Here is a 21814-nt window from a genome sequence, read left to right as displayed (position 1 = left end):
GTGTGAATCAACCGGCAAATACTCCGGATACTCCCTGGCCCGTTGGCAAGGTCAATGACCAAGTCAAGGGCTGGATTGAGCGCCTGGGTTACCTGTGGGTAGAGGGTCAGTTGACCCAAATTAATTTCAAGCCCACCTGGAAGCTGTCCTACCTCACGCTGCGTGACGTACAGCAGGAAAAGTCCGTGCAGTTAACCTGCCCATCATCGATGCTGCAGTCATTGTCGGCGCCGCTAAAAGACGGCGACCGCGTCGTTGTCCACGGTAAACCCGCCTTTTACGCGGGACGCGGTTCCTTTTCGCTGTGGACCACCGAAATTCGTCATGTAGGCATTGGCGATCTGCTCGCTCGTATTGAAAAGCTGCGCCAACAGCTGGCTACTGAAGGCCTTTTCGATCCCGCACGCAAGCGGCCCCTCCCCTACCTGCCACACAAAATCGGGTTGATTACCGGCCGTGGTTCTGCTGCAGAGCGGGATGTGATGGCGGTAGCCCACGACCGCTGGCCAGCGGTGCAGTTCCGCGTCCTCAATACCGCGGTCCAGGGTGCGAATACCGTGCCTGAGGTTATTGATGCGCTCCAGCAGCTTGATGCGGATCCTGAAGTCGACGTCATCATCATCGCCCGTGGCGGCGGCTCCGTCGAAGATCTGCTGCCTTTCTCGGAAGAAGCACTGCAACGCGCAGTGGCTGCGGCCGGCACCCCGGTAGTCTCTGCCATTGGTCACGAGCCGGATAGCCCAGTGCTCGATAACGTCGCCGACCTGCGCGCTGCCACGCCTACCGACGCCGCTAAGCGCGTCGTGCCCTCTGTGGCAGAGGAGCGTGCCATCGTCGCAGAAGCTCGTTCCCGCATGGCGGCCGCGCTGCGCGGCTGGGTGGAGCGGGAAAGGCGCGGCCTGGACAACCTCCGTTCCCGGCCCGTCATGGCGGACCCGATGACCCCTATCCGTGCGCGCCGCGAAGAGGTGGAGCGCACCCGTGCCACCATGCGGCGAGAAATTGAAGTCATGGTGGAACGCGAAACCCGCCACGTGGAATCGCTGCGCGCCCGCGTTTCGGCCTTGGGTCCGTCGGCGACTCTCGCCCGCGGGTACTCCATCGTCCAGGTAGTGCCCAAGGACGGCTCCGGCCCTGAGGTTGTGACTTCATATGAGCAATCCCCACCCGGCGCACAGTTGCGCATTCGAGTGGGCGATGGATCTATTACCGCAGTTTCTATGGCCTCCCAGGCCGCCGATTAATCACCAACCGAGGAGAAAATCATGTCCGATGACACCATTGGTACCGGCCAGCCAGGCCAGGATGCTTTTACCCCAGTAGAAGAATTGAGCTATGAGCAAGCCCGCGATGAGCTCATTGAAACCGTCAAGATACTTGAACTCGGACAAATGGGCTTGGATGAGTCGCTGAAGTATTGGGAACGCGGCGAGGCGCTTGCCCGTGCGTGCGAGGCGCACCTCGACGGCGCGGCAAAGCGTGTGGAAGACGCGCTCGATAAGGCCGAGGAAGCAGACGCTGAAGGAGACGAGTAGTGCAGATCTATGGTTATCCAGGCGAGCGCGTGGATTTTGTGTCGAAATCCGCGGCCGCCGGTTCCATCATGGCGGGAGACTCCCGAGACTTCGTAGAAGAATTCTTCGGCCCTGCACACACCCGCGACGATAATGAGGTGAGCTACTTCTCCCAATCCGTGGTGCTGCGCTTTACGGACGACAAAGTACGCGAGATTGCCATTTATCCGCAGCGCTCGCAGCGTGAGCGCATCGATGTCTTTGCAGGAAAGACACGCCTCAGCGGCCTGGATGCAGAGGCTTTGGCGGAGGTTATTGCCCAGGCCGGCAACGGTCTTAGCGCCACCGCCGCGGAAGAAGGCTTGGGCGAGGTTATTTTTCGGCTATAGGTGCGGCGTCGATAAACGCAGCGGTAGCAGCCTCAAAGTCACTGTCGTCCGCGGCGCCGGAGATGATGAGGCGGGCATCGCCCAAATCCGTAACCCACAGGCGGCGCACGGAATCATCGTCGCTTTCTAGCACCCGCACTTGGTGGCCCTTGACCTCGCGGGCGGATTCGATGCCGCGGTAGTTGGCGTCGTACGCCTCGCCTGCCTTATCTGCCGCGACCTGCGTCTGCGTAGACTCCACAAACCCTTGGTCAGCGGTTACCCAACTGACCACGGTGGCGTTCTCGCCGCCCATATCAACGCGGCGGGCAGCATTGGCCTCCCAGCCCTCTGGCATTTCGGGATTGCGAATAGCACCGACCCCTGCGCGGGCTTGGGTGTCTAGGAAGGTTTGTTCATCCACTTCCTGCACCGCGCCTTGCTGGGTTTCGGAGTTAATTGAGCACAGGCCGGTCGCTCCCACGGCGAGCAGCATCATAATCACCACGACAGCGAGGGACAGGGAGATGTCCTTCGCGCCTTCAAAAATCTTTGGTCTTTCTTCTGCAGCCACGCGCCTTAGTATCGCACGGCCTGCTTTCAAAAAGCCACACGGCCCCTTTTCCCCCGAAAGATCTGTCAATCCCCCACAAATGGGGCGCAAAATCGAACCCATTAGAGCAAAAAAGTGCGAGAATGGAAAGGTAGAGCATCAAGGGGAACACCCCTCGATGAGAAAACTATGGAAGGCAACCACTACACATGTCCGAAAATACGTCTTATCTTCCTGACCGCAACCTGGCAATGGAACTGGTTCGTGTCACCGAGGCAGCAGCACTCGCTTCCGGCCGTTGGGTAGGCCGCGGCCAGAAGAATGAGGGCGATGGCGCGGCGGTCGACGCCATGCGCAAGCTCATCAATTCTGTAGCGATGAACGGCGTCGTTGTCATTGGTGAGGGCGAAAAGGATGAGGCCCCCATGCTCTTTAACGGCGAAGAGGTCGGCACCGGCGAGGGTGCCGCCATGGATATCGCCGTGGACCCAGTCGACGGTACCCGTTTGATGGCGGAAGGCCGCCCCAACGCCATCTCCGTCATCGCAGCCGCCGAGCGCGGAACCATGTATGACCCTTCCGCAGTCTTCTACATGGAAAAGATTGCTGTCGGCCCAGAGGCCGTAGGTGCCATTGACATCAACGAATCCGTGGAATGGAATATCCAGTCCGTGGCTAAGGCGAAGAATATTCGCCCTACCGATCTGACCGTGGTGGTCCTTGACCGTCCCCGCCACGAACAGCTCATCTCTGAAATTCGCGCCGCAGGCGCCAAGGTGCGCCTCATCATGGATGGTGACGTAGCCGGCGCCATCGCCACCTGCCAGGATTCGAACTCCATCGACATGATGATGGGCATCGGCGGCACCCCGGAGGGCATCATCACTGCCTGCGCTATGCGCTGCATGGGCGGCGAAATCCAGGGCAAATTGTGGCCGAAGGATGAAGAGGAAGCAGAAAAGGCCCGCGCCGCCGGCCATGATTTGGACCGCGTCCTCAAGACCAATGATCTGGTCTCCTCTGAAAACTGCTACTTCGCTGCCACCGGCGTGACCAATGGTGACATGCTGCGCGGCGTTTCCTACCGCAATTCCGGTGCTACTACCCGCTCGCTGGTTATGCGCTCCAAGTCCGGCACCATCCGCTACATCGACTCCATCCACAAGCTGTCCAAGCTGCAGGAGTATTCCGTCGTGGACTACGACACGCCAACCAAGAAGTAGGGTCCACCCCCGAAGGCGGCCCTTCTTTTGGTTCTCCGCCATACTGGAAAGCACACACTCCCAATTAACTGAGGTGATCTTCACATGACTGAATACCGCATTGAACATGACACCATGGGCGAAGTTAAGGTTCCTGCAGATGCCCTGTGGCGTGCACAGACCCAGCGCGCAGTGGACAACTTCCCTATCTCTGGCCGCGGCCTGGAAAATGCGCAGATTCGCGCCCTTGGCCTGCTCAAGGCAGCCTGCGCTCAGGTAAATAAGGATTCCGGCAAGCTGGACGCGGACAAGGCCGATGCCATCATTGCTGCCGCCACCGAAATCGCCGAGGGCAAGCATAATGACGCCTTCCCTATCGACGTATTCCAGACCGGCTCCGGTACCTCGTCCAATATGAATACCAATGAGGTTATTGCCTCCTTGGCACATAACAATGGCGTGGAAATTCACCCGAATGACCACGTGAATATGGGCCAGTCCTCTAATGACACCTTCCCCACCGCTACGCACGTGGCTGCTACGGAAGCTGCCGTTAATGACCTCATCCCGGGCCTGAAGGTCCTCCACGAGTCCTTGACCAAGAAGGCCAAGGAATTCGCCGACGTGGTCAAGGCCGGCCGCACCCACCTGATGGATGCCACCCCGGTTACCCTGGGCCAGGAATTCGGCGGATATGCCCGCCAGATCGAGCTGGGCATCGAGCGCATTGAGGCCACCCTGCCACGCTTGGGCGAGCTGGCCATCGGCGGCACCGCCACCGGTACCGGCCTGAATACCTCCGCTGACTTTGGCGCCAAGGTCACCGAGGAGCTGAAGAAGCTCACCGGCGTGCAGGAACTGAAGGAAGCAGAAAACCACTTCGAGGCCCAGGCTGCCCGCGATGGCTTGGTGGAATTCTCCGGCGCCATGCGCTCGATTGCTGTATCCCTCAATAAGATTGCCAATGACCTGCGCATGATGGGCTCCGGCCCGCTGACTGGCCTGGCCGAGATTCACCTGAAGGACCTGCAGCCGGGTTCCTCCATCATGCCGGGCAAGGTCAATCCGGTTATTCCGGAGGCCGTCACCATGGTGGCCGGCCAGGTGGTGGGCAACGACGCAGCCGTAGCCTTCGGCGGCGCCCAGGGCCACTTCGAGCTCAACGTCTTCATCCCGATGATGGCGCGCAACGTACTCGAGTCCGCTCGCCTGCTGGCTAATGCTTCCCGCGTCTTCGCCGATAAGTGCATCGATCACATCGAGGCCAACGAAGAGCGCATGAAGCACTTTGCGGAGTCCTCCACCTCCATCGTGACCCCGCTCAACTCTGCCATTGGCTACGAGAACGCAGCTAAGGCGGCTAAGCACGCCCTGCACGAGAAGATCACCGTCCGCCAGGCCGTTATTGACCTGGGCTTTGTCGACGGCGAAAACCTCACCGAGGAGGAGCTGGATAAGCGCCTCAACGTGCTGAGCATGACTAACCGCGACCGCGATAACTTCTAAGTATTCGCCGCACCGCCACCCCGCCCGGGCAGGACTCGGGCGGGGTTTCGCATGTCTGGGGTAAGGGGGCGTCGGCAAGCGCTATGGCATAGCACACATTAGGGAAAACGCACCTCTAAAATCACCACTTTTGCACTTGGTGCAAGTTTGCACCGAGTGTAAAGTTGCATGGCGTGCAAGAAGAATTATCACTACGCGAGCAGAAGCGCCTCGAGACGCGCCTGCGCATTGAGGATGCCGCCACGAAGCTGGTGGATGAACAATCCTTTAGCGCGGTCACGATTGAGAGGATCTGCGAAGTAGCCGGTATTTCTCGGCGCACCTTCTTCAATTATTTCGACTCCAAGGAATCCGCCGTACTAGGTGCTCCAAGCACCGAGTTTACGGAGGAGATGCGGGAATTCTTCCTCACGGAACCAACGACCAGCATGGTGGGACTCGTCCTCCAGTTGGTCAGGCAACACATGGAAGGCCACCACATCAACCCGACCATCCGGGACCGCCGCAAGCGCATCTCTAATGATCCGGATGCGGCCGCGGCGGCAATAAGCCGGAAGCGGGCAAAGTCCATTGAGCTTATCGATCTCATTGAAGAACGCCTCACCACAGAACCGGAGCTTCGCGTCCTCGATAACTGCTCCGCAAGTACCGAGGCGATGCTCATCGCCGGCCTCGTCCGCGAGGCACTTTGGCTCGCGATGGCATCCCCCGATGCGGATTGCAGCAAGGACCTCCACGCGCGACTCGATACCTCCCTCACGCTAATAACAGATTTTATGAAAGGAATGCGATGGTAGATACGGCTACTAAAGCCCCCTCGCAGGGCCAATCCCGAGCCGATAACCTCGGGCTTATCTTCTCGGCTTTGATGCTCACCATGCTGATGAGCTCTTTGGGCCAAATGATCTTCTCTTCTGCTCTTCCCACCATCGTTGGTGAGCTTGGCGGCGTCGACCACATGAGCTGGGTCATCTCCGCCTTCCTTGTCACCATGACCATCGCCATGCCTATTTCCGGCAAGCTGGGTGACATGCTGGGCCGCAAGTGGCTCTACATCGGTGGTATCGCCACCTTCGTCGTGGGCTCTACCCTCGGCGGCTTTGCAAACTCCATGACACTGCTGATCATCGCCCGCGCTGTACAGGGCTTTGGCGCAGGTTTCATGATGATTTCCTCCCAGTCCATCATCGCCGAGGTCACCTCCTCCCGTGAGCGCGGCAAGTTCATGGGCATCATGGGCGGCGTCTTTGGCCTGTCCTCGGTTCTCGGCCCCGTCCTCGGCGGCTGGTTCACCGACGGCCCAGGCTGGCGCTGGGGCATGTGGATGAACATCCCGCTGGGTATCCTCGCCATCATCGTGTGCACCCTCGTGCTACACCTGCGCGTAGGCGATGCCGATATGAAGCGCTTTGACTGGCTTGGCGCCACCTCCATCGCCATCACCACCGCTTCCCTTATCCTCATGACCACCTGGGGCGGCACCGAGTACGAGTGGGGCTCTTCCATGATCCTCACCTTGGGTGCCATCACCATTGTTGGCGCCATCATCACCGTTCTGGTGGAGCTGCGTGCAAAGGAACCGCTCATCCCGGTCCGCCTATTCAAGAACCGCAACATGGCCCTGACCACCCTCTCCGGCGTGGTACTTGGCCTGGCAATGTTCGGTGTTCTGGGCTACATGCCAACCTACCTGCAGATGGTGCACACCCTGACCCCAACCAAGGCGGGTCTCATGATGATCCCGATGATGGTGGGCCTTATCGGCACTTCCACCGGCGTAGGCTTCATCATCGCCCGCACCGGCCATTACAAGGTCTACCCCATCATCGGCCTGGCGATTACCGCCGGCGCCCTATTCTGGATGTCCCACCTCTCCGTAGAGACTTCCCTGAAGCAGCTGGGCTGCGAGTTCCTCGTCTTCGGCATCGGCCTGGGCATGGTTATCCAGGTCCTCGTGCTCATCGTCCAGAACTCCTTCCCGCTGTCCCAGGTGGGTACGGCTACCGCGGCGAATAACTTCTTCCGCCAGATCGGCTCCGCACTGGGTGCTTCCCTGGTTGGCTCCATGTTCATCCACAATATGAAGGATGAGATGGCCACCCGCATGCCGGAAGCTTTCCAGAAGATGGGCCCGGAGGGTGCCGCCTACGCAGAGAAGTTCGGCGACGCCAATGGCGGTGCCAATAGCCTCACCCCGGATTTGGTTGCCTCCTTCCCCAAGCCCATCGAGGAAGCAATCCTCAACTCCTACAATGACGGACTGACCCCGGTCATCGCCCTCATGGTTCCGCTGGTTATCGTCGCCCTCATCCTCCTCCTGCCACTGCGCGAGGAGCGGCTGAAGGAAACGATTGACTAATATCACCTTCACCTGCAGAAATACAGGCCACTAGCCGGGAGCTGCATGCCCTGCGCGATGCATTCCCGCTTGCCGACGCCCCCATTGAATCCGCCCTCGGCTATGCCCCCGGCGGCCTCCAAGCGGCGTTACAAATCCAGGCCGGTCCCATCGAAGTGTGGCGCAAGCCCGCGCGCACGGTGGGCCGATATGCCCCGCCCTAGGCGGGGCATTTTTATTGCCGCTCCCCTGGTTCTAAGGCCTAAACAAAAAGCCCCTGCCATCGTTACCACGAGTGTGGTACGAGCAGGGGCTAGTATGCGCCGGGGAAGCTACCGCTTCTTTTCCTCCGGCTTGGGCAAAAGCAGCTCATATACGTCGGTGTCGCGCCACTGGCCCGCAAGCTCGCCGTAGGTCATCTTCGCCATATGCGAGTAGGTGCCCACCTTCACGAAGCCGCGGGACTTGTGCAGTCCCGCAGAACCTGCATTTTCAGGGAAAATCCACGAATGGATGGCCCACTTGTGCAGGTCCTTGCACACCTCAATCAGACGATCCAGAAGTGCGCCGCCAATGCCGCGTCCTTGTGCCTCGGCACCTAGGTAGATGGAGTCCTCCACTACTCCATGGAAGACGGTGCGGGTAGATACAGGGGCCGCAGAAACCCACCCCAAGACCTTAGAGTCATCATCTGCTTCAACGGCAACATGCACCGAAGGCATAATCTTGCCTGCTTTGAATTCTTCGAAGGTCAGGGAGCGGGTCTCATAGGTGGCGTGCCCAGTATTGAGACCCTGTTCATAGATCTCTCGCATCTGCGGGTAGTCCGCCGCGGTGAAGGGACGGATGCGGAAATCTTTCTTCTTATCGTCCGAAGACGTCTGCTTGGCGTTCTCGCTCATATACAACATTATTACTGGGACATGCCCAGCTTCGCCACGCTGTACACATAAAGATCGCCCAACGCGAACGAACTTGGCCTAGTTGCCGCCTTCCAACAGGTCAGTGACGAGCTCCGCAATGGCAGAGCGCTCCGAACGCTGCAGCGTAATATGCGCAAAAAGCTCATGTCCCTTGAGCTTTTCAATCACTGCCTGCACTCCGTCGTGCCGGCCTACGCGAAGGTTATCGCGCTGTGCCACATCGTGAGTAAGAACTACACGCGAGCCCTTCCCCAACCGGGAAAGCACGGTAAGCAAGACGTTTCGCTCCAAGGACTGCGCCTCATCCACGATGACAAACGCATCATGCAGCGAGCGACCGCGAATATGCGTCAGAGGCAAGACCTCGATGAGGCCGCGCTCGTGCACCTCTTCCATGACGTTGTCAGACACCAAACCCTCCAAGGTGTCATAGACCGCCTGTGCCCACGGGTTCATCTTGTCCGATTCCGTGCCCGGTAGGTATCCCAGCGACTGCCCGCCCACCGCATACATCGGGCGGAAGACCACAATGCGCCGGTGCTCGCCGCGCTCGAGCACCGCCTCCAAACCGGCGCACAGCGCAAGTGCCGACTTGCCGGTGCCGGCGCGGCCACCGATGGAGACAATTCCCACGTTTGGGTCCATCAGCAAATCCAAAGCGATACGCTGCTCTGCGGAGCGGCCCTGGAGGCCAAAGGCGTTGATATCACCACGTACAAGCTCGACCACGCCATCCGCAGTCATCCGACCCAGCGCAGATTGCGCGCCCGCAGCCAAGGTGAGGCCGCAGTGCACCGGCAGCTCCTCCACTGCGGTACCCTTTACCGTTTCGACGCCGTCTAGCATGACTTCCCCATCACGATAGAGGGCATCGATGACATCCGAGCTGGTTTGTACCGTCGCCATTCCGGTATAGCCGGTCAAGACTACGTCCTGGGCGTGATATTCGTCCGCCTGCACGCCAACCGCGCCGGCCTTTACGCGCAGGGGCACGTCCTTCGTGACCAGTACAGTGTCCTTACCTTCGTGCGCAAGGTTGAGAGCGCACGCCAGAATGCGGTGGTCGCCCTCTGGGCCGCGGAACGCGGTAGGCAGCAAGGATTGGTCTTGATGGTTCAATTCCACGCGCAGGGTGCCGCCATCGACGTTGACGGGAACCGGCTGGTCTAAGGCCTCATAGGTAGCGCGCAGCTCCTCCAAAAAGCGAAGAGCTTGGCGGGCGAACCAGCCAAGCTCCGGGTGATGACGTTTTCCTTCCAGTTCAGAAATAACTACAACGGGAAGGACCACATCGTGTTCTGCGAATTTGCGCAGGGCCCAAGGGTCAGAAAGCAAGACCGAGGTATCCACTACATAGGTCTTGGTAGCGACGGTGTTATCAGTAGTGGCAAGCGGAGTAGAAAGTACAGAGGGACGAGACATGGTGGCAGGGTTCTCCCTTAGTGTGCGGTAGATCAGACTTCTTCCGAATCACCCCGAATCCCCGGGGTTGCCACCCAAAGTAGGCACCGAAGGTTGAAATTACATGGGTGCAAGATGAACATTAAGAAAACGAAAAATCCCTCCGCAGCACTTGCTGCAGAGGGAGAAGCCCTAAAGGAGCTTTTTACTTCTCTACGGAAGAGGTGAACTTACCGCTCTCGTCCTGGATCCAGGAGATTACGCCATTGTCGAACTGCTGGGTCCAGCCCTTGCCCTGAGCAGCCTTTTCCTCAGCAGCCTTAGGCAGGCCTACCTCAGAGTCCAGGCCGCCCTGCTCCTTCCAGGTTTCAGCAATCTTGCCGACGATAGGCTGAGCGCCCTCATCGTCGTCGAAGGTCAGCAGGTTGCCGTTATCGAAGTTAGCGAGGAACTCATCGTCGTCACCCTGCTCGATGCTCTTTACGTCGCCCCACTCAGCCTTCTTCTCTTCAATAGCGGAAGCGAAATCAGCCGGAACGTCTACGTCACCGTTAGCGGTAGCGATGGACTTGGTAGCGCCGCCCTTGTCATCGGCGTCGTCGGAAGCATCCGCACCTTCGGAAGCGTCCGCATCGTCGGCGTCATCCTTGGAAGTAGCCTCAGCAGCAGCGGAGCCAGCAGCGTCGGTAGCGTCTGCAGCTACGGAGCCGGCGGTATCCTTAGCGTCGTTAGCTGCATCCTCAGCATCGGAGCAGGCTACGAGAGCAACGGACAGGGTTGCGGCTGCAAAGCCACCTGCGATACGACGGGTCATCTTCTGCATTACTGCATCATCCTTTCATCGAAAAAGTAAGTTAATTCTAAATTTTTTGTTAAATCGCCCTTCATGACGAACGACGCCCACCATAACGACGACTCCCAGCTCGCGCCACCCACCCGGACAGGAAGTAGACAGCAAACAGTAAAGGACTACCTACGTTTGCGCTGCTTAGGGGCCTTCTTTTTCTTTTGTAACGAGTTGTTAACGTTTCTCCGCTCCTGCTTCGCCTTCGCCTTTTCCCTGGCGCTGCGTTTCGGCTTCTCTTGGCGGGAGGAACGCGCCGTGCGGCCCTTAGCGACGCCCACGAAGTCCTGGATTGCCTCCCCGTCATCGTCCTTGCGCCACACCAATGCAATCTCCGTTACCGGCACGGACTCGTCCTTGAGGCTCAACGGCACCACCTGCTTTTTGCTCAAGACCTTCAGCAGAGGCCGCGGCGCAATCGCGATACCGACATTGGCTGCCACTACCTGTAGGGCGTCGCGGACGGCGGGGACATCGACACGCCCGGAATCGGCGAGGCGGTAGTTGAGGTGTTCATCGGCGACGTCGGCAAGCGCAAGCTCCTCGCCCACCTCCGCATAGACCGAGTCTTTGGGAACGGCAATGCCAGGGGCCTCTTTATAAAGTCGCACCACGTGAAAGGTGTCATCCACCCGCGCATCCGGCAAGCGCGCGAGAGCTAGGTCCACCTCGCCGGCTACCAGCGGGGCAAGCGCATCGTCCGCATCAATGGTGGACAAGCCACCATGAGCAGTATTTTCCTCGAATCGGCGGAACCACTTTCCAGGTTCTGTACCCGTGGCAAAAGCTAAGCGCAGCATAGAGGACAGTCTACTGAAAGTGCTACGGTAAAAGCGTGACTGAAGAACAAAAGCAACCATCCGGCACCGCCATGCGTGCCCAAACCGCGGCGAAGAAGCTAGGCATCTACCTGCCCGCCGCGCCGGACGAGTTCCAAAATAGCGCCATTAGCCACGAAGAGCTGCGCGAACTGCAGCATAACCCACCCGAGTGGCTGCAAACCTTGCGCCGCGAAGGGCCCCACCCCCGCCCCGAGGTTGCCCATAAGCTGGGAATCTCTGTTACCGCGCTCAAGAAGAACGATATGGATAAGCCGCTGACCACAGCGGAAATCAATCAGCTCCTCCAAGAGCAGCCGGAATGGCTTCAGCAGGCCCGCGCTACCATGGCGCAGGCCCGTGGCCATGAGGTGAAGGACTAAACCAGCTTCCAGTCCTCGAGGCCCTCATACAGCGGGTAGTGCTGGGCAATCTTGTCCACGCGAGCGCGCAGGGCCTCCACATCGGCATTCTTGCCCTGGACCAGGGCGGTGCCGATAATATCTGCAACCTCGGTGAAGGCCTCGGCATCGAGGCCGCGGGTTGCCAGCGCAGAAGTACCAATGCGCAGGCCGGAGGTGACCATCGGCGGACGCGGGTCATTCGGCACGGCATTTCGGTTAACGGTAATGCCCACCTCATGCAGCAGATCCTCTGCCTGCTGTCCATCCAATTCGGAATTGCGCAGGTCCGCCAAGACCAAGTGCACATCGGTGCCGCCGGTCAGCACGTCCACGCCAGCCGCCTTGGCATCATCTGCGGTAAGGCGCTCTGCCAGGATGCGAGCACCCTCCAAGGTGCGCTCCTGGCGCTCCTTGAATTCCTCGGTAGCAGCAATCTTCATAGCAATGGCCTTGGCAGCGACCACGTGCATCAGCGGTCCGCCCTGCTGGCCCGGGAAGACGTTGGAATTGATCTTCTTGGCATAATCCTGCTTGGCCAAAATCATGCCGGAGCGCGGGCCACCCAGGGTCTTATGCACGGTGGTGGACACGATATCCGCGTGAGGAACTGGGCTCGGGTGCAGGCCCGCCGCCACAAGACCCGCAAAGTGGGCCATATCTACCCACAGGTAAGCGCCGACCTCATCAGCGATTTCACGGAAGGCCGCGAAATCCATGGTGCGCGGGTAGGCAGACCAGCCGCCGATAATGACCTTCGGCTTTTCCTTCAGCGCCTGCTCGCGCAGCTTATCCATGTCCACGCGCATGGTCTCTGGATCCACCTCATAGGCTGCGACATCATAAAGCTTGCCGGAGAAGTTCAGCTTCATGCCGTGGGTAAGGTGGCCGCCGTGAGCCAGGGACAGGCCCAAAATCTTGTCGCCCGGCTCAGCGATGGTGGAAAGAACCGCGGCGTTCGCCTGCGCGCCGGAGTGCGGCTGAACATTGGCGAATTCCGCACCAAAGAGTTCCTTAGCGCGGTTGCGGGCTAGGTCCTCAACGACGTCGACATGCTCGCAGCCGCCGTAGTAGCGGCGACCCGGGTAGCCCTCGGCGTACTTGTTAGTGAGCACGGAGCCCTGTGCCTGGAGCACGGCGCGAGGCACAAAGTTCTCAGAGGCGATCATTTCCAGGGTTTCGCGCTGGCGGGAAATCTCTCCCTGAATTGCGCCGAATACGTCCGGATCGAGGTCGCGGAGGTCAGAGGTAAAAGAAGCCATAAAGGTGTGGTCCCCTTCTCAAAATCATGCGGTATGGGCTGCTGCATATCTTATCGTGCCATGCACCCTAAGGGGGCATACTTTTACCCACAGATTATGCAAGTGCAACAATGGAGCCATGGCGCGCACATTGGATTCGAGTCCCTACCTAGATTTTGACCGCGAGACCTGGCGTGAACTGCGTAAATCCATGCCCCAGGTACTCACGGAAACCGAGGTGGAAAAGCTTCGCGGCCTAGGAGACCGCATCGACTTGGACGAGGTAGCTGATGTCTACCTCCCCCTCTCCCGTCTCATCCATATGCAGGTCATGGCACGCCAGCAGCTCACCACGGCTACCGAATCTTTCTTAGGCAACCCTCCGACGCACGTTCCCTTTGTCATCGGTGTAGCCGGCTCCGTGGCAGTGGGAAAATCCACCACCGCCCGCCTCCTTCAGGTGCTCTTGCAACGCTGGGAGTCCCACCCCAAGGTGGCGCTCGTGACAACCGACGGCTTCCTCTTCCCCACCGAAACCCTCAAGAAACGCGGCCTCATGCAGCGCAAGGGATTTCCAGAATCCTACGACCGGCGTGCACTCCTTCGCTTTGTCACGGACGTAAAATCAGGAAAGCCTCTGGTCAAGGCGCCGCTTTATTCCCATATCTCCTATGACATTGTGGACGGGGAATATCAAGAAGTTCACCAGCCCGACATCCTTATTCTGGAAGGGCTCAATGTACTACAAACGAGCCCCACGTTGACCGTGGCGGACCTCTTTGATTTCTCGGTATATGTTGATGCCCGCACCGACGATATCGAGCAGTGGTATATCGACCGCTTCCTTACTCTGCGCCACACCGCTTTTCGCGAGCCCAACGCCCACTTCTCTGCCTTTGCAGACATGAACGATGAGGAGGCCCGCGACCAGGCCCGCGAAATTTGGCAGTCCATTAACCTGCCGAACTTGGTGGAAAATATCCTGCCCACCCGTGTGCGAGCCTCCCTCGTGCTGAAAAAGGGCTCGCATCACCTGGTAGAACAGGTGCGGATGCGCAAGCTCTAGCGCCTACTTACCAAAGCGGCGCGAACGTTGGGAGTAATCCCGCAAGGCGCGGAGGAAGTCCACCTTGCGGAATGCTGGCCAGTAAGTATCCGTGAACCAGATCTCGGAGTACGCGGCCTGCCACAGGAGAAAGCCCGACAGGCGTTGTTCACCAGAGGTGCGGATAACCAAGTCCGGGTCCGGTAGTCCCTTGGTGTACAGGTGCTCCCCAATGGACTCTGCGGTGACGCGGTCCGCCATCTCCGCTGCGGTAGTTCCCTTCTCTGCTTCCGCGCGCACCAAGTTCTGCACTGCGTCCACGATTTCTTGGCGCCCGCCATAGCCCACCGCCACATTGACGATGACCCCGGTATTGTCCTTGGTTTCTGCCGCCGCCGTCACCATGCGCTGGCGAATATCGTCCGGGAGCAGATCGAGGTGGCCAACCAAGCGCACCTGACAGCCGACGTCGCTATGCGATAGGTGCGTAACCACGTCCGAGATGATGTCAAAGAGCAGCTCTACTTCCTGCTCGCTGCGCTTCAGGTTCTCCGTGGACAGCAGATAAATGGTGACCACTTCGATATCGGTATCGCGGCACCACGAGATCATCTCTCCGATTTTCTTCGCGCCTTGGCGGTGACCATGGCTGATATCGGTAAAACCAGCCTCACGCGCCCACCGACGATTGCCATCGGCCATGATGGCTATGTGCTTAGGCTGCGGCTTTCCCTTGATCAGGCGCGCCAGACGGGCTTCATATGCTGGGTAGGCCAGCTGCTTGAGAGAACTCACGCTCATTAGTCTATCCGCCTAGAAAATGGACTTCTTGCGGTTATCGTAAATGCCGGCTTCCTTCATCGCCTTATCCACGGCTTCCTCATCGAATGGATCGATTCCGTGATCCTCCGCAAACATCATGCGGCGGCGAAAGCGTGAGTAGCGGCGATGGAAATTCCAGCCCGCAAACAACACCGCAACTCCCATAAGCGCCAGGATCAGCAGGCCGATGGGCGAAGCTTTGCCAAATTCAGGGCCCATTGGGCCACCTTCGGCACCCTCGGTTCCTTGGGCGAGTACAAATACGTCATGTGCGGCAAACACGAAAGAGCCATACATGCTCATGTCTTAGGCCTCCTCTTCCTCTTCGATGCCGGCGAAGAGGTCATTTTCGGGCAGAGAGGTAGAAACGCGAGTCTTCGCCAGCTCGAACTCCTCGGTGGGCCAAAGGCGCTGCTGTACCTCCACCGACGTCGCCAAGAAGGCACCCGCCGGATCGATCTGCGTGGCGTGCGCCCGCAAGGCCTCCTCGCGATTGCTGAAGTAATCCGCGCATTCCACCTGGGTGGTGACACGCGCCATGATATCGCCAAAAGCGGTGTCCCAACGCGCCAACATTGGCCCATAAGGACTGGTATTACCCTCTTCCAGGAGCAGATCATGGAACATCTTCATGCGCTGATAAACAAAGCCGTGCGAATAGTAAAGCTTCAGCGGCGCCCACGGTTTACCCAGCTCTGGGTGATACTCGGCATCGCCCGCCTTCTCCCACGCGATCATAGAAGCCCGGTGGACCATTAGGTGATCTGGGTGCGGGTAGCCACCATTTTCGTCATAGGTAACAATGACGTGTGGACGAAATTCGCGGATAACCTGGACGTATTCCTGCGCGACGGTGTCATCGCCCAGCAACGCAAAACAGCCCTCCGGAAGCAATTCCTCCATAGTCTTGCCTTCAACTGGGTCGGGCAATCCGGAATCAACGTGGCCCAGCCAGCGGTGTTGTACGCCCAGCGCCCGCGCAGCGTTAGCCATTTCTTCCCGGCGCACCTCGCCCATCTTTTCCTTGATTCCCGGGCGATCCATGGCGGGGTTAATCACATCGCCGCGCTCGCCGCCGGTACAAGTTAGCACCAAAACCTCATTGCCTTCTGCGGCATAGCGCGCGGTGGTTGCAGCACCCTTGGATGATTCATCGTCTGGGTGCGCGTGGATCGCTAGTAGGCGAAAATCGCTCACTGAAAATCCATCCCCTTATTAATCTAGGTTCTTTGAACAGATGATTATCCTAGTAGATAATTGGAAAACAGTGGTCCTCGGCTAGAGTGGAAGCCATGACTTCCGCCGGAAAATCTCGCTCAGTCGCCCGCTACGGCTCCCGCGGCTCCTCTGAAAAGAACTCTGGTAGCTGGACTAATAAGGCGCTGGTGCTCATCTTTGTCGCCATTTTTATCGCGCTTATTTTCTTCGGATTCCGGTACTTCCAAGAAAAGGAACGCGTGAACGCACAGGTGTCCATCGTGACCCAGGAGGTTTTGAGCGATGATTCCACCCGCGTTTGGGTCGATGTCACCCGCAATCACACCGATGAAGATGCTTATTGCATTGTCCAGGCCTTTGACTACTCCAAGTCCGAAGTAGGCCGCCGCGAATTCCCTGTTCCCGCGGGCGGAAACGAAACCCAGCGCATCGCTGTCGACGTCCCGACCAACGCTCGTGCCGTAGCCGGCGGGGCCTATGGTTGTTCCGGCAACATCCCCGAATACTTGGATATGGATAGTCCTGACTACGCGGAAAGCCGCTAGCCGCGTGTGCTAGGATTTGTAGCGCCTAGAACTGGGCATATGCCCGGTTCCACTTTTACCTACAGCCCCAGGGATTAACAGGGGCTTTGACCACAATTCCTATCTACGGAAGGTTGTAGAATGGCTGAGCAGCAAAAGCAGTACATCACCCCGGAAACCAAGGCGAAGCTCGAGGCCGAGCTGCAGGAGCTCATCGACCACCGCCCAGTAGTCGCGGCTGAAATCAACGAGCGCCGTGAGGAAGGCGACCTCAAAGAAAACGCCGGTTACGACGCCGCACGTGAGATGCAGGACCAGGAAGAGGCCCGCATTAAGCAGATTTCTGAGGTTCTTGCGAATGCCACCACCGAGCGCGGTGCTGTTCAGGAGGGCGTCGCCCACACCGGTTCCGTAGTTCACGTTTACTACAACGGTGACAAGGACGATAAGGAGACCTTCCTCATCGGTACCCGCGCCGCTGCTTCCGATAACAAGGACCTGGAAACCTATTCCGAGCAGTCCCCGCTGGGCGCTGCCATCCTTGGCGCACAAGAGGGCGAGACCCGCGAGTACACCGCTCCGAATGGCAAGACCATTTCGGTCACCATCGAATCCGCAGCGCCGTATGATTCTGCTAAGGCCGCTGCTCCACGCGAGTCCTAAACTTTTAACCACTTACTACTCTGGAGAAAGAGCACATCCCCATGAAGAAGTTCTCCCGTTTCGCCGCCGCTGGTCTGGTCTTTACCGCTGGCCTCTCCCTCGCTGCTTGCCACCCACCGAACCAGCAGGATTCTGATTCCAAGGTAGAAAATGCCTCCACCTTCACCGGTGAGGCCCCGATGCAGAAGGATGCTGAGACCAGCTCTTCCGCACCCGAGACCGTTGTTGAAGAGGAAGCACCTGTAGTCGAGTCCGGTGTTCCAGAGGAGCCGGCACAGCCGCACTTGAACGGTACCGCCACCGAACTGCCACAGCAGTAATAAGGGCTTGAAGGGCCGAGGGATTTCCTCGGCCCTTTTTCATGCTATTTTTCTGGGTCCACTTCCCGAACCCAATCCCCGATGACACCGGGTACGACAGCAGGCGGCTCCCCCAGGAGGTCGCGCTTATTTGGATCCCGTTCCACCTGCGTGGTGACGGACTTTACGCGCTTTTTCTCACTGTCTTTGCCTCCGCGCATCCCCATCATTGGACCATAGGCTCGTGCCCCTCCGGTTGAGCGGCCCGCATTGCCACCGCGTGCTGCCGCGGCACTTTCACTGCCGCCCGTTCCGGAAACTAGGCCGCCACCCACGCTGGGCCGCATGCCCGCACCAGCACCGTTTCCTGCACCGCTGCCAAGACCAGCGCGCATGCCCGAACCGCCGCCGAGTGCATTGCTATGGCCAGCGCGCACGCCTGAACCGACACCGGCGTAGGGCGCTCCGGCTCCGCGTCCAAGGTGCAGGCCCGACTGCGCCCCTTTTCCGGAACGCGCAATATCGGCGCCGCCACTTACATTTCCTGCAGCGGATCCAATTCCACCTCGTGGCGATTGACCGCCGAGTACGCCGCGGCCCGCATCCGCAGGCCTTCCGGCTGCCATCATCGGTGCCATCCCAGTATTGGCGGATTGCGCTGTAGCTCCCGGCGCCATCGCACCGCCGCCGTGAAGCGCTCCAGCATTTGCTCCCGCGGCAACCGGATGCGCTGTACCACTAGAAACCTGCCCCATCGCCCCATTCGGCGCAGTTACGCCCGGCATGGATGCGCCTTGGGTGGATACTTCATTTCCGCCGATGGCTACGTGGTCTCCCAGGCCCAGCTTCTCCAGCGCATTCCTGCCGCTGGTATGCATCTGCTGGTGAAACTCATTAATTTCTTGTGGGCTCATCCCTACTGCTTCTAGCCCGTCCACATTGCCATTGACGACGTCGAAGTTCCCCGGCCCCAAATCTCCTCGCGCTATCGCTTCCGCAATTTTCTTTGGCCATACCACGGCATCGGTGGTGTAGCGCTGCCCATCACCGTCAACGCCAGCGAGGCCCGCGTCGACACCGCCGCCTCCCGAAGCCGGCGATTGTTCCATCAAAGCGTGCTGGTACGGCATTGCCTCAACCGCGAAGCGCTGCAGGTCAGGCTGCAATGCGGCCAATGCGGCCTTTTCCGCAATCTCGCGCTCAACCGGTTCTGGAATGGCCATCACTTCCATCGCCATGGCCATTGCAGTAGGCTGCATGCCCATCAGCTTGGCGTGGAATCCGGTCAGCTTCTCCCCCATGACCTTGGCATTTGCTACAAAGTGGCTTCCCGACGCCGCCACTTCCCTAATCCTTGCCGCCGCCCTCGACGTTGCCTCACTGTCGTTCTCGCCTTCCAAAGACCCGGCTGCTTCCTGTAGCCCGCTAACGATATCGTCGACTTCCGACGCCAACGAGCTCCACCGCGCATTCGCCTCAGACACATTCCAAATCTGCGTCGACATCAGGTCCGTAGCCAGCTTCACAATGTCCGTACCGACATTCACCACCGGCATGGAAAACCCAAATGGGCTGTACCCCGGCTCAGGCTGGTTCATAATCGGCATCGACTCAATACCGATGTCCCCACCCGCATCCGCGATCTCCATTCCCCGACTATTCGCGTCCTCCTGCGCCTGAAATCCTCGAGCCTCCCTACCCAGGCTATCTTGTAGCCAATCCAACTGTTCCGAAAATGCCTTCAACGAAGACCGAGCAGAGCCAGGATCGGTTTCAAGAACTCGTTGGTGAACGGCTCCCACATGGTCGATTCCAACAACGGGAGAAAATCCAGCATCAAGAGGCGAATATGTGCGACCTCCAGATAGTGCAATTTCCTCCTTCAGATTTTCCGTTTTCATAGCAGTAGCCATGATGTTGTCCGGTCGCAATTCCATAATTCCCCCGATTTTTATTTTCAGTAAAATTTGTTTAGCAGTTCTTCGGCCTGTGAACATTTAGCTTCGTAGTCATCGTCAGGTCGTTTCCCAGAATGACTAACTTTTAGAATTCCACGCGAAGTAGAAACGCCGACAGTACAGAACATATCCCCGAACAATTCACTTTCGATCTGCACTATCGGCACACTGTGTCCCCCACCGTCAGATAGGGAGGCTACTTGAATTTCTGCGCCATCAAATGATTGCCTAGAAGTAGTCAATCCAATGACAGCTCCTCCAGAGCCTTCGACACTGTCAAAAGCACAAAAGGAAAACCCCGATTGCTGTCCTGACTCCTCAATCTGCTCACCGAGTCCGAAGGCTCGAAGATGCTCGCGAGGAATCTCCGTACACGGATCAAAAAGCTCGAAACTCGGGTCTGCCGGATCGAATTCCCCCAGTGGCGGTAGGACGCCGGAAGTATCTCCCGACCCCGTGGCGCCGGCCTCCCCCGGTTGGCCGGCGCCGTCCGCATTCTTCCCGCCATTAGTGTGTGCCGATTCCCCCTGATTGTCGTCCGCATCATCCCCCGGGTCCCCGTTGGCTCCCCCTGCACCGTCGGCCGAACTAATGCCGCCAGCCTCGTCGACCTTGGCGGTCTCCTCTGACGCGCTCCTCGTACCGATATCCGCAACGCAGCTACTCAGCATAACGGTGCTGCTGACCATCAACGTTGCTACGGTGACCTGACGCTTCACAACAATCCTTCGCGCACTCACTTCCTGACGAGAGGAACAGGAAAAGTGAAACAGAGAACTTTTCACTTCGTATTTCCCGTTCCGGTACACAGCATGCATGAGGCCCCAAGAATTTTCTATGCAACCGCAAAGGTTAACGGCAATTTAACAAAATTATTTGCCCCATATGTCACATCCATAACGTCTAAAGGGCGAAATTTCCTGCTCATTAGCTGTACCACCCCTGGGAGTGGTTTTGTAGACCAAATGAAGGCTAAACCCGCACTTTATCCCCCAGAATTACCCCAGAAATTACACGTTTGTAAGCGATTTTTGGCAACAAAAAGGCCCGCACCGAAGTGCGGGCCAATGCAAAAGAGTCAGTTAGTCTCGCTGGAAATAGCTCAGCAGACGGAGGATCTCAGTGTAGAGCCAGACCAGGGTCACAGCGAGGCCAAGAGCTACGCCCCAAGCGTTCTTAGCAGGAGCACCAGCGCGGATCATGCGGTCAGCCTGATCAAAGTCGGTCAGGAAGGACAGGGCACCCAGAACGATGCAGACGAGCGAGAAGATAATGGCAATCGGGCCACCATCACGCAGTGGGTTGAAGTCAAAGAAAATCGCGCCCAAGAAGTTAACAAGAGCCATGACAGCAACGCCGGCAATCAGGCCGAAAAGGATCTTGGTGAACTTCGGAGTCACCTTCACTGCGCCAGTCTTGTACACAATCAGCATGCCAATGAATACACCAATCGTGCCGACAATCGCTTGGCCAATGATGGCCATGCCGCCCTCGCCCTGGAAGTTGACGTTGGCGAACATCAAGGAGAAGCCACCGACAAATAGGCCTTCAAATACGGCATAAATCAGGGTGACTGCAGCAGAACCCCACTTCTTGCCAAAAGAGGCAACGAGCACGGTAATGAAGCCACCGATACCACCGACCAAGGTCAAGGCCATGGCGATACCTGGGCTTACTAGCATTCCCAGGGCGAAGTTGATGGCTGCGGCGACGATGATAACGCCGAGAGTAATGCCCGTCTTGGTCACTACGTCATCCACGGTCATGGGACGAGCAGATTCGTCCGCGTAACCAGAATTCTGGCGGCTACTATTTTCGGTCAGAGAACTCATTACCGGATTGCTTGAACGCACGGTTGTCCTTTCTAAGAGAGGTGCAAATTAGCTATCTCACCCCGTTCAACGAGACACCACCGCATAAAGTTCCACATTCTTTCCATTTAGCTAGAAGTTTTGTGGGTAACTTCCGCATAAAGTCTGTGGAGACCTGTTGACGAGAAAAGTCTCGAGACACCGTAGGAACGATGTCTCGAGACTTCACATGGTGCCCCCAGTGGTGTCTGGTTCGGAGACATCGTTCCGCATGTCTTATGAGATAGTTCCGGTCTAACCAGCACTAATGTCTCATTACATCGATCCGGTAGAAAACTCTGAAGTTAAATTTGCCCGGCCGCGAC

General features: G+C 58.3%; 24 protein-coding genes. 12 read left to right on the top strand and 12 right to left on the bottom strand.

Annotation, left to right across the window (positions count from 1 at the left end; all coding sequences use genetic code 11):
* The first annotated feature begins 2 nt into the window (after positions 1-2).
* Genes xseA through MHK00_RS02350 form a run of 3 tightly spaced genes read left to right on the top strand, consistent with a single transcriptional unit; the run spans position 3 to position 1903 of the window.
* Positions 3-1244, top strand: a complete 1242-nt coding sequence (gene xseA, locus MHK00_RS02360; RefSeq protein ID WP_250410234.1) for an exodeoxyribonuclease VII large subunit — start codon at positions 3-5, stop codon at positions 1242-1244.
* A 21-nt stretch (positions 1245-1265) separates the two neighbouring features.
* Positions 1266-1535, top strand: coding sequence for an exodeoxyribonuclease VII small subunit (locus tag MHK00_RS02355; RefSeq protein ID WP_005323588.1), 270 nt, complete (start codon positions 1266-1268; stop codon positions 1533-1535).
* Positions 1535-1903 carry a hypothetical protein gene (locus tag MHK00_RS02350; RefSeq protein WP_250410233.1) on the top strand — a complete coding sequence of 123 codons (369 nt, stop codon included), beginning with the start codon at positions 1535-1537 and terminating at the stop codon, positions 1901-1903. Before MHK00_RS02355 ends, MHK00_RS02350 begins: the two co-directional genes overlap by 1 nt.
* Here the strand turns inward: MHK00_RS02350 and MHK00_RS02345 are convergent.
* Positions 1887-2456: a DUF4245 domain-containing protein gene (locus MHK00_RS02345; RefSeq protein ID WP_200435108.1), complete on the bottom strand. Its 570-nt coding sequence runs from the start codon at positions 2454-2456 to the stop codon at positions 1887-1889. The two genes, MHK00_RS02350 and MHK00_RS02345, sit on opposite strands and share 17 nt — an antisense overlap.
* A 188-nt stretch (positions 2457-2644) precedes the next feature.
* Between MHK00_RS02345 and glpX the strand changes: the two genes are divergently transcribed.
* The 4 genes from glpX (at position 2645) to MHK00_RS02325 (ending at position 7502) form a co-directional block, all read left to right on the top strand.
* A complete protein-coding gene (gene glpX, locus MHK00_RS02340) occupies positions 2645-3658 on the top strand; it encodes a class II fructose-bisphosphatase (protein WP_239280113.1) in 1014 nt (337 codons plus the stop codon).
* An 84-nt stretch (positions 3659-3742) separates the two neighbouring features.
* On the top strand, positions 3743-5143 hold the full coding sequence (locus MHK00_RS02335) for a class II fumarate hydratase (RefSeq protein WP_179386293.1): 1401 nt from the start codon (positions 3743-3745) through the stop codon (positions 5141-5143).
* A gap of 173 nt (positions 5144-5316) precedes the next feature.
* On the top strand, positions 5317-5940 hold the full coding sequence (locus tag MHK00_RS02330; RefSeq protein ID WP_005327437.1) for a TetR/AcrR family transcriptional regulator: 624 nt from the start codon (positions 5317-5319) through the stop codon (positions 5938-5940).
* The gene (locus tag MHK00_RS02325; RefSeq protein WP_250410232.1) at positions 5934-7502 is read left to right on the top strand and encodes an MDR family MFS transporter; all 1569 of its coding nucleotides are present in this window, start codon (positions 5934-5936) and stop codon (positions 7500-7502) included. The genes MHK00_RS02330 and MHK00_RS02325 overlap by 7 nt, the downstream gene beginning before the upstream one ends.
* A gap of 311 nt (positions 7503-7813) precedes the next feature.
* Here the strand turns inward: MHK00_RS02325 and MHK00_RS02320 are convergent, their stop codons facing one another.
* The 4 genes from MHK00_RS02320 to MHK00_RS02305 all read right to left on the bottom strand — a co-directional run bounded on the left by MHK00_RS02320 (position 7814) and on the right by MHK00_RS02305 (position 11449).
* Positions 7814-8383 carry a GNAT family N-acetyltransferase gene (locus tag MHK00_RS02320; RefSeq protein ID WP_040425061.1) on the bottom strand — a complete coding sequence of 190 codons (570 nt, stop codon included), beginning with the start codon at positions 8381-8383 and terminating at the stop codon, positions 7814-7816.
* A gap of 78 nt (positions 8384-8461) precedes the next feature.
* Positions 8462-9826, bottom strand: a complete 1365-nt coding sequence (gene phoH2, locus MHK00_RS02315) for an RNA 5'-3' helicase PhoH2 (protein WP_150850905.1) — start codon at positions 9824-9826, stop codon at positions 8462-8464.
* Between the two features lie 184 nt (positions 9827-10010).
* Positions 10011-10628, bottom strand: a complete 618-nt coding sequence (locus tag MHK00_RS02310; protein ID WP_005327434.1) for an LGFP repeat-containing protein — start codon at positions 10626-10628, stop codon at positions 10011-10013.
* A 146-nt stretch (positions 10629-10774) separates the two neighbouring features.
* Positions 10775-11449 carry a LysR family transcriptional regulator substrate-binding protein gene (locus tag MHK00_RS02305; protein ID WP_250410231.1) on the bottom strand — a complete coding sequence of 225 codons (675 nt, stop codon included), beginning with the start codon at positions 11447-11449 and terminating at the stop codon, positions 10775-10777.
* Positions 11450-11520: 71 nt separating this feature from the next.
* Between MHK00_RS02305 and MHK00_RS02300 the strand changes: the two genes are divergently transcribed.
* The gene (locus tag MHK00_RS02300) at positions 11521-11850 is read left to right on the top strand and encodes a DUF5997 family protein (RefSeq protein ID WP_023021891.1); all 330 of its coding nucleotides are present in this window, start codon (positions 11521-11523) and stop codon (positions 11848-11850) included.
* Here the strand turns inward: MHK00_RS02300 and glyA are convergent.
* The gene (gene glyA, locus MHK00_RS02295; RefSeq protein ID WP_005323605.1) at positions 11847-13130 is read right to left on the bottom strand and encodes a serine hydroxymethyltransferase; all 1284 of its coding nucleotides are present in this window, start codon (positions 13128-13130) and stop codon (positions 11847-11849) included. The two genes, MHK00_RS02300 and glyA, sit on opposite strands and share 4 nt — an antisense overlap.
* A gap of 118 nt (positions 13131-13248) precedes the next feature.
* Here glyA and coaA point away from each other — a divergent pair, with 118 nt between their 5' ends.
* On the top strand, positions 13249-14175 hold the full coding sequence (gene coaA / locus MHK00_RS02290) for a type I pantothenate kinase (protein ID WP_005327431.1): 927 nt from the start codon (positions 13249-13251) through the stop codon (positions 14173-14175).
* 3 nt (positions 14176-14178) lie between these two features.
* Here coaA and MHK00_RS02285 read toward each other — a convergent pair whose 3' ends face one another.
* From MHK00_RS02285 to mca, 3 genes are read right to left on the bottom strand one after another with little or no spacing between them, the layout of a single operon-like run.
* Complete coding sequence (locus tag MHK00_RS02285; RefSeq protein ID WP_150850761.1) at positions 14179-14955, bottom strand: isoprenyl transferase; 777 nt, start codon at positions 14953-14955, stop codon at positions 14179-14181.
* A 12-nt stretch (positions 14956-14967) separates the two neighbouring features.
* Positions 14968-15279, bottom strand: coding sequence for a hypothetical protein (locus MHK00_RS02280; RefSeq protein ID WP_179386285.1), 312 nt, complete (start codon positions 15277-15279; stop codon positions 14968-14970).
* Between the two features lie 3 nt (positions 15280-15282).
* Positions 15283-16173: a mycothiol conjugate amidase Mca gene (gene mca / locus MHK00_RS02275; protein WP_250410230.1), complete on the bottom strand. Its 891-nt coding sequence runs from the start codon at positions 16171-16173 to the stop codon at positions 15283-15285.
* A gap of 95 nt (positions 16174-16268) precedes the next feature.
* Here mca and MHK00_RS02270 point away from each other — a divergent pair, with 95 nt between their 5' ends.
* From MHK00_RS02270 to MHK00_RS02260, 3 genes are all read left to right on the top strand, one after another.
* Positions 16269-16739, top strand: coding sequence for a DUF4307 domain-containing protein (locus MHK00_RS02270; protein WP_040425062.1), 471 nt, complete (start codon positions 16269-16271; stop codon positions 16737-16739).
* A gap of 120 nt (positions 16740-16859) precedes the next feature.
* On the top strand, positions 16860-17381 hold the full coding sequence (gene greA / locus MHK00_RS02265; RefSeq protein ID WP_005323614.1) for a transcription elongation factor GreA: 522 nt from the start codon (positions 16860-16862) through the stop codon (positions 17379-17381).
* A 41-nt stretch (positions 17382-17422) separates the two neighbouring features.
* Positions 17423-17701: a hypothetical protein gene (locus MHK00_RS02260; protein ID WP_005323615.1), complete on the top strand. Its 279-nt coding sequence runs from the start codon at positions 17423-17425 to the stop codon at positions 17699-17701.
* 44 nt (positions 17702-17745) lie between these two features.
* On the opposite strand, the gene MHK00_RS02255 is transcribed toward MHK00_RS02260, so the two are convergent.
* The 3 genes from MHK00_RS02255 to MHK00_RS02245 all read right to left on the bottom strand — a co-directional run bounded on the left by MHK00_RS02255 (position 17746) and on the right by MHK00_RS02245 (position 21470).
* A complete protein-coding gene (locus MHK00_RS02255) occupies positions 17746-19329 on the bottom strand; it encodes a TrbL/VirB6 family protein (protein WP_250410229.1) in 1584 nt (527 codons plus the stop codon).
* Between the two features lie 308 nt (positions 19330-19637).
* Positions 19638-20456 (bottom strand): DUF3558 family protein, encoded by an 819-nt coding sequence (locus MHK00_RS02250; RefSeq protein WP_250410228.1) that lies wholly within the window; start codon positions 20454-20456, stop codon positions 19638-19640.
* 264 nt (positions 20457-20720) lie between these two features.
* Complete coding sequence (locus tag MHK00_RS02245; protein WP_251068426.1) at positions 20721-21470, bottom strand: Bax inhibitor-1/YccA family protein; 750 nt, start codon at positions 21468-21470, stop codon at positions 20721-20723.
* Between the last annotated feature and the right edge of the window lie 344 nt (positions 21471-21814).

Origin of the sequence: Corynebacterium tuberculostearicum (assembly GCF_022347385.1) — a bacterium.
GTDB classification, from domain to species: domain Bacteria; phylum Actinomycetota; class Actinomycetes; order Mycobacteriales; family Mycobacteriaceae; genus Corynebacterium; species Corynebacterium tuberculostearicum_M.
The sequence above is the reverse complement of the archived record's forward strand: the minus strand, read 5'-3'. Positions and strand labels throughout refer to the sequence as shown.

Coding starts and splice junctions, on each gene's coding strand:
- coaA (WP_005327431.1), top strand. CDS start 13,249: ATGGCGCGCACATTGGATTCGAGTCCCTACCTAGATTTTGACCGCGAG.
- MHK00_RS02305 (WP_250410231.1), bottom strand. CDS start 11,449: ATGCTGCGCTTAGCTTTTGCCACGGGTACAGAACCTGGAAAGTGGTTC.
- phoH2 (WP_150850905.1), bottom strand. CDS start 9,826: ATGTCTCGTCCCTCTGTACTTTCTACTCCGCTTGCCACTACTGATAAC.
- MHK00_RS02280 (WP_179386285.1), bottom strand. CDS start 15,279: ATGAGCATGTATGGCTCTTTCGTGTTTGCCGCACATGACGTATTTGTA.
- MHK00_RS02260 (WP_005323615.1), top strand. CDS start 17,423: ATGAAGAAGTTCTCCCGTTTCGCCGCCGCTGGTCTGGTCTTTACCGCT.
- glyA (WP_005323605.1), bottom strand. CDS start 13,130: ATGGCTTCTTTTACCTCTGACCTCCGCGACCTCGATCCGGACGTATTC.
- MHK00_RS02270 (WP_040425062.1), top strand. CDS start 16,269: ATGACTTCCGCCGGAAAATCTCGCTCAGTCGCCCGCTACGGCTCCCGC.
- MHK00_RS02320 (WP_040425061.1), bottom strand. CDS start 8,383: ATGAGCGAGAACGCCAAGCAGACGTCTTCGGACGATAAGAAGAAAGAT.
- MHK00_RS02300 (WP_023021891.1), top strand. CDS start 11,521: ATGCGTGCCCAAACCGCGGCGAAGAAGCTAGGCATCTACCTGCCCGCC.
- MHK00_RS02335 (WP_179386293.1), top strand. CDS start 3,743: ATGACTGAATACCGCATTGAACATGACACCATGGGCGAAGTTAAGGTT.
- MHK00_RS02285 (WP_150850761.1), bottom strand. CDS start 14,955: ATGAGCGTGAGTTCTCTCAAGCAGCTGGCCTACCCAGCATATGAAGCC.
- MHK00_RS02325 (WP_250410232.1), top strand. CDS start 5,934: ATGGTAGATACGGCTACTAAAGCCCCCTCGCAGGGCCAATCCCGAGCC.
- MHK00_RS02250 (WP_250410228.1), bottom strand. CDS start 20,456: ATGCATGCTGTGTACCGGAACGGGAAATACGAAGTGAAAAGTTCTCTG.
- MHK00_RS02255 (WP_250410229.1), bottom strand. CDS start 19,329: ATGGAGATCGCGGATGCGGGTGGGGACATCGGTATTGAGTCGATGCCG.
- MHK00_RS02355 (WP_005323588.1), top strand. CDS start 1,266: ATGTCCGATGACACCATTGGTACCGGCCAGCCAGGCCAGGATGCTTTT.
- greA (WP_005323614.1), top strand. CDS start 16,860: ATGGCTGAGCAGCAAAAGCAGTACATCACCCCGGAAACCAAGGCGAAG.
- MHK00_RS02245 (WP_251068426.1), bottom strand. CDS start 21,470: ATGAGTTCTCTGACCGAAAATAGTAGCCGCCAGAATTCTGGTTACGCG.
- MHK00_RS02310 (WP_005327434.1), bottom strand. CDS start 10,628: ATGCAGAAGATGACCCGTCGTATCGCAGGTGGCTTTGCAGCCGCAACC.
- glpX (WP_239280113.1), top strand. CDS start 2,645: ATGTCCGAAAATACGTCTTATCTTCCTGACCGCAACCTGGCAATGGAA.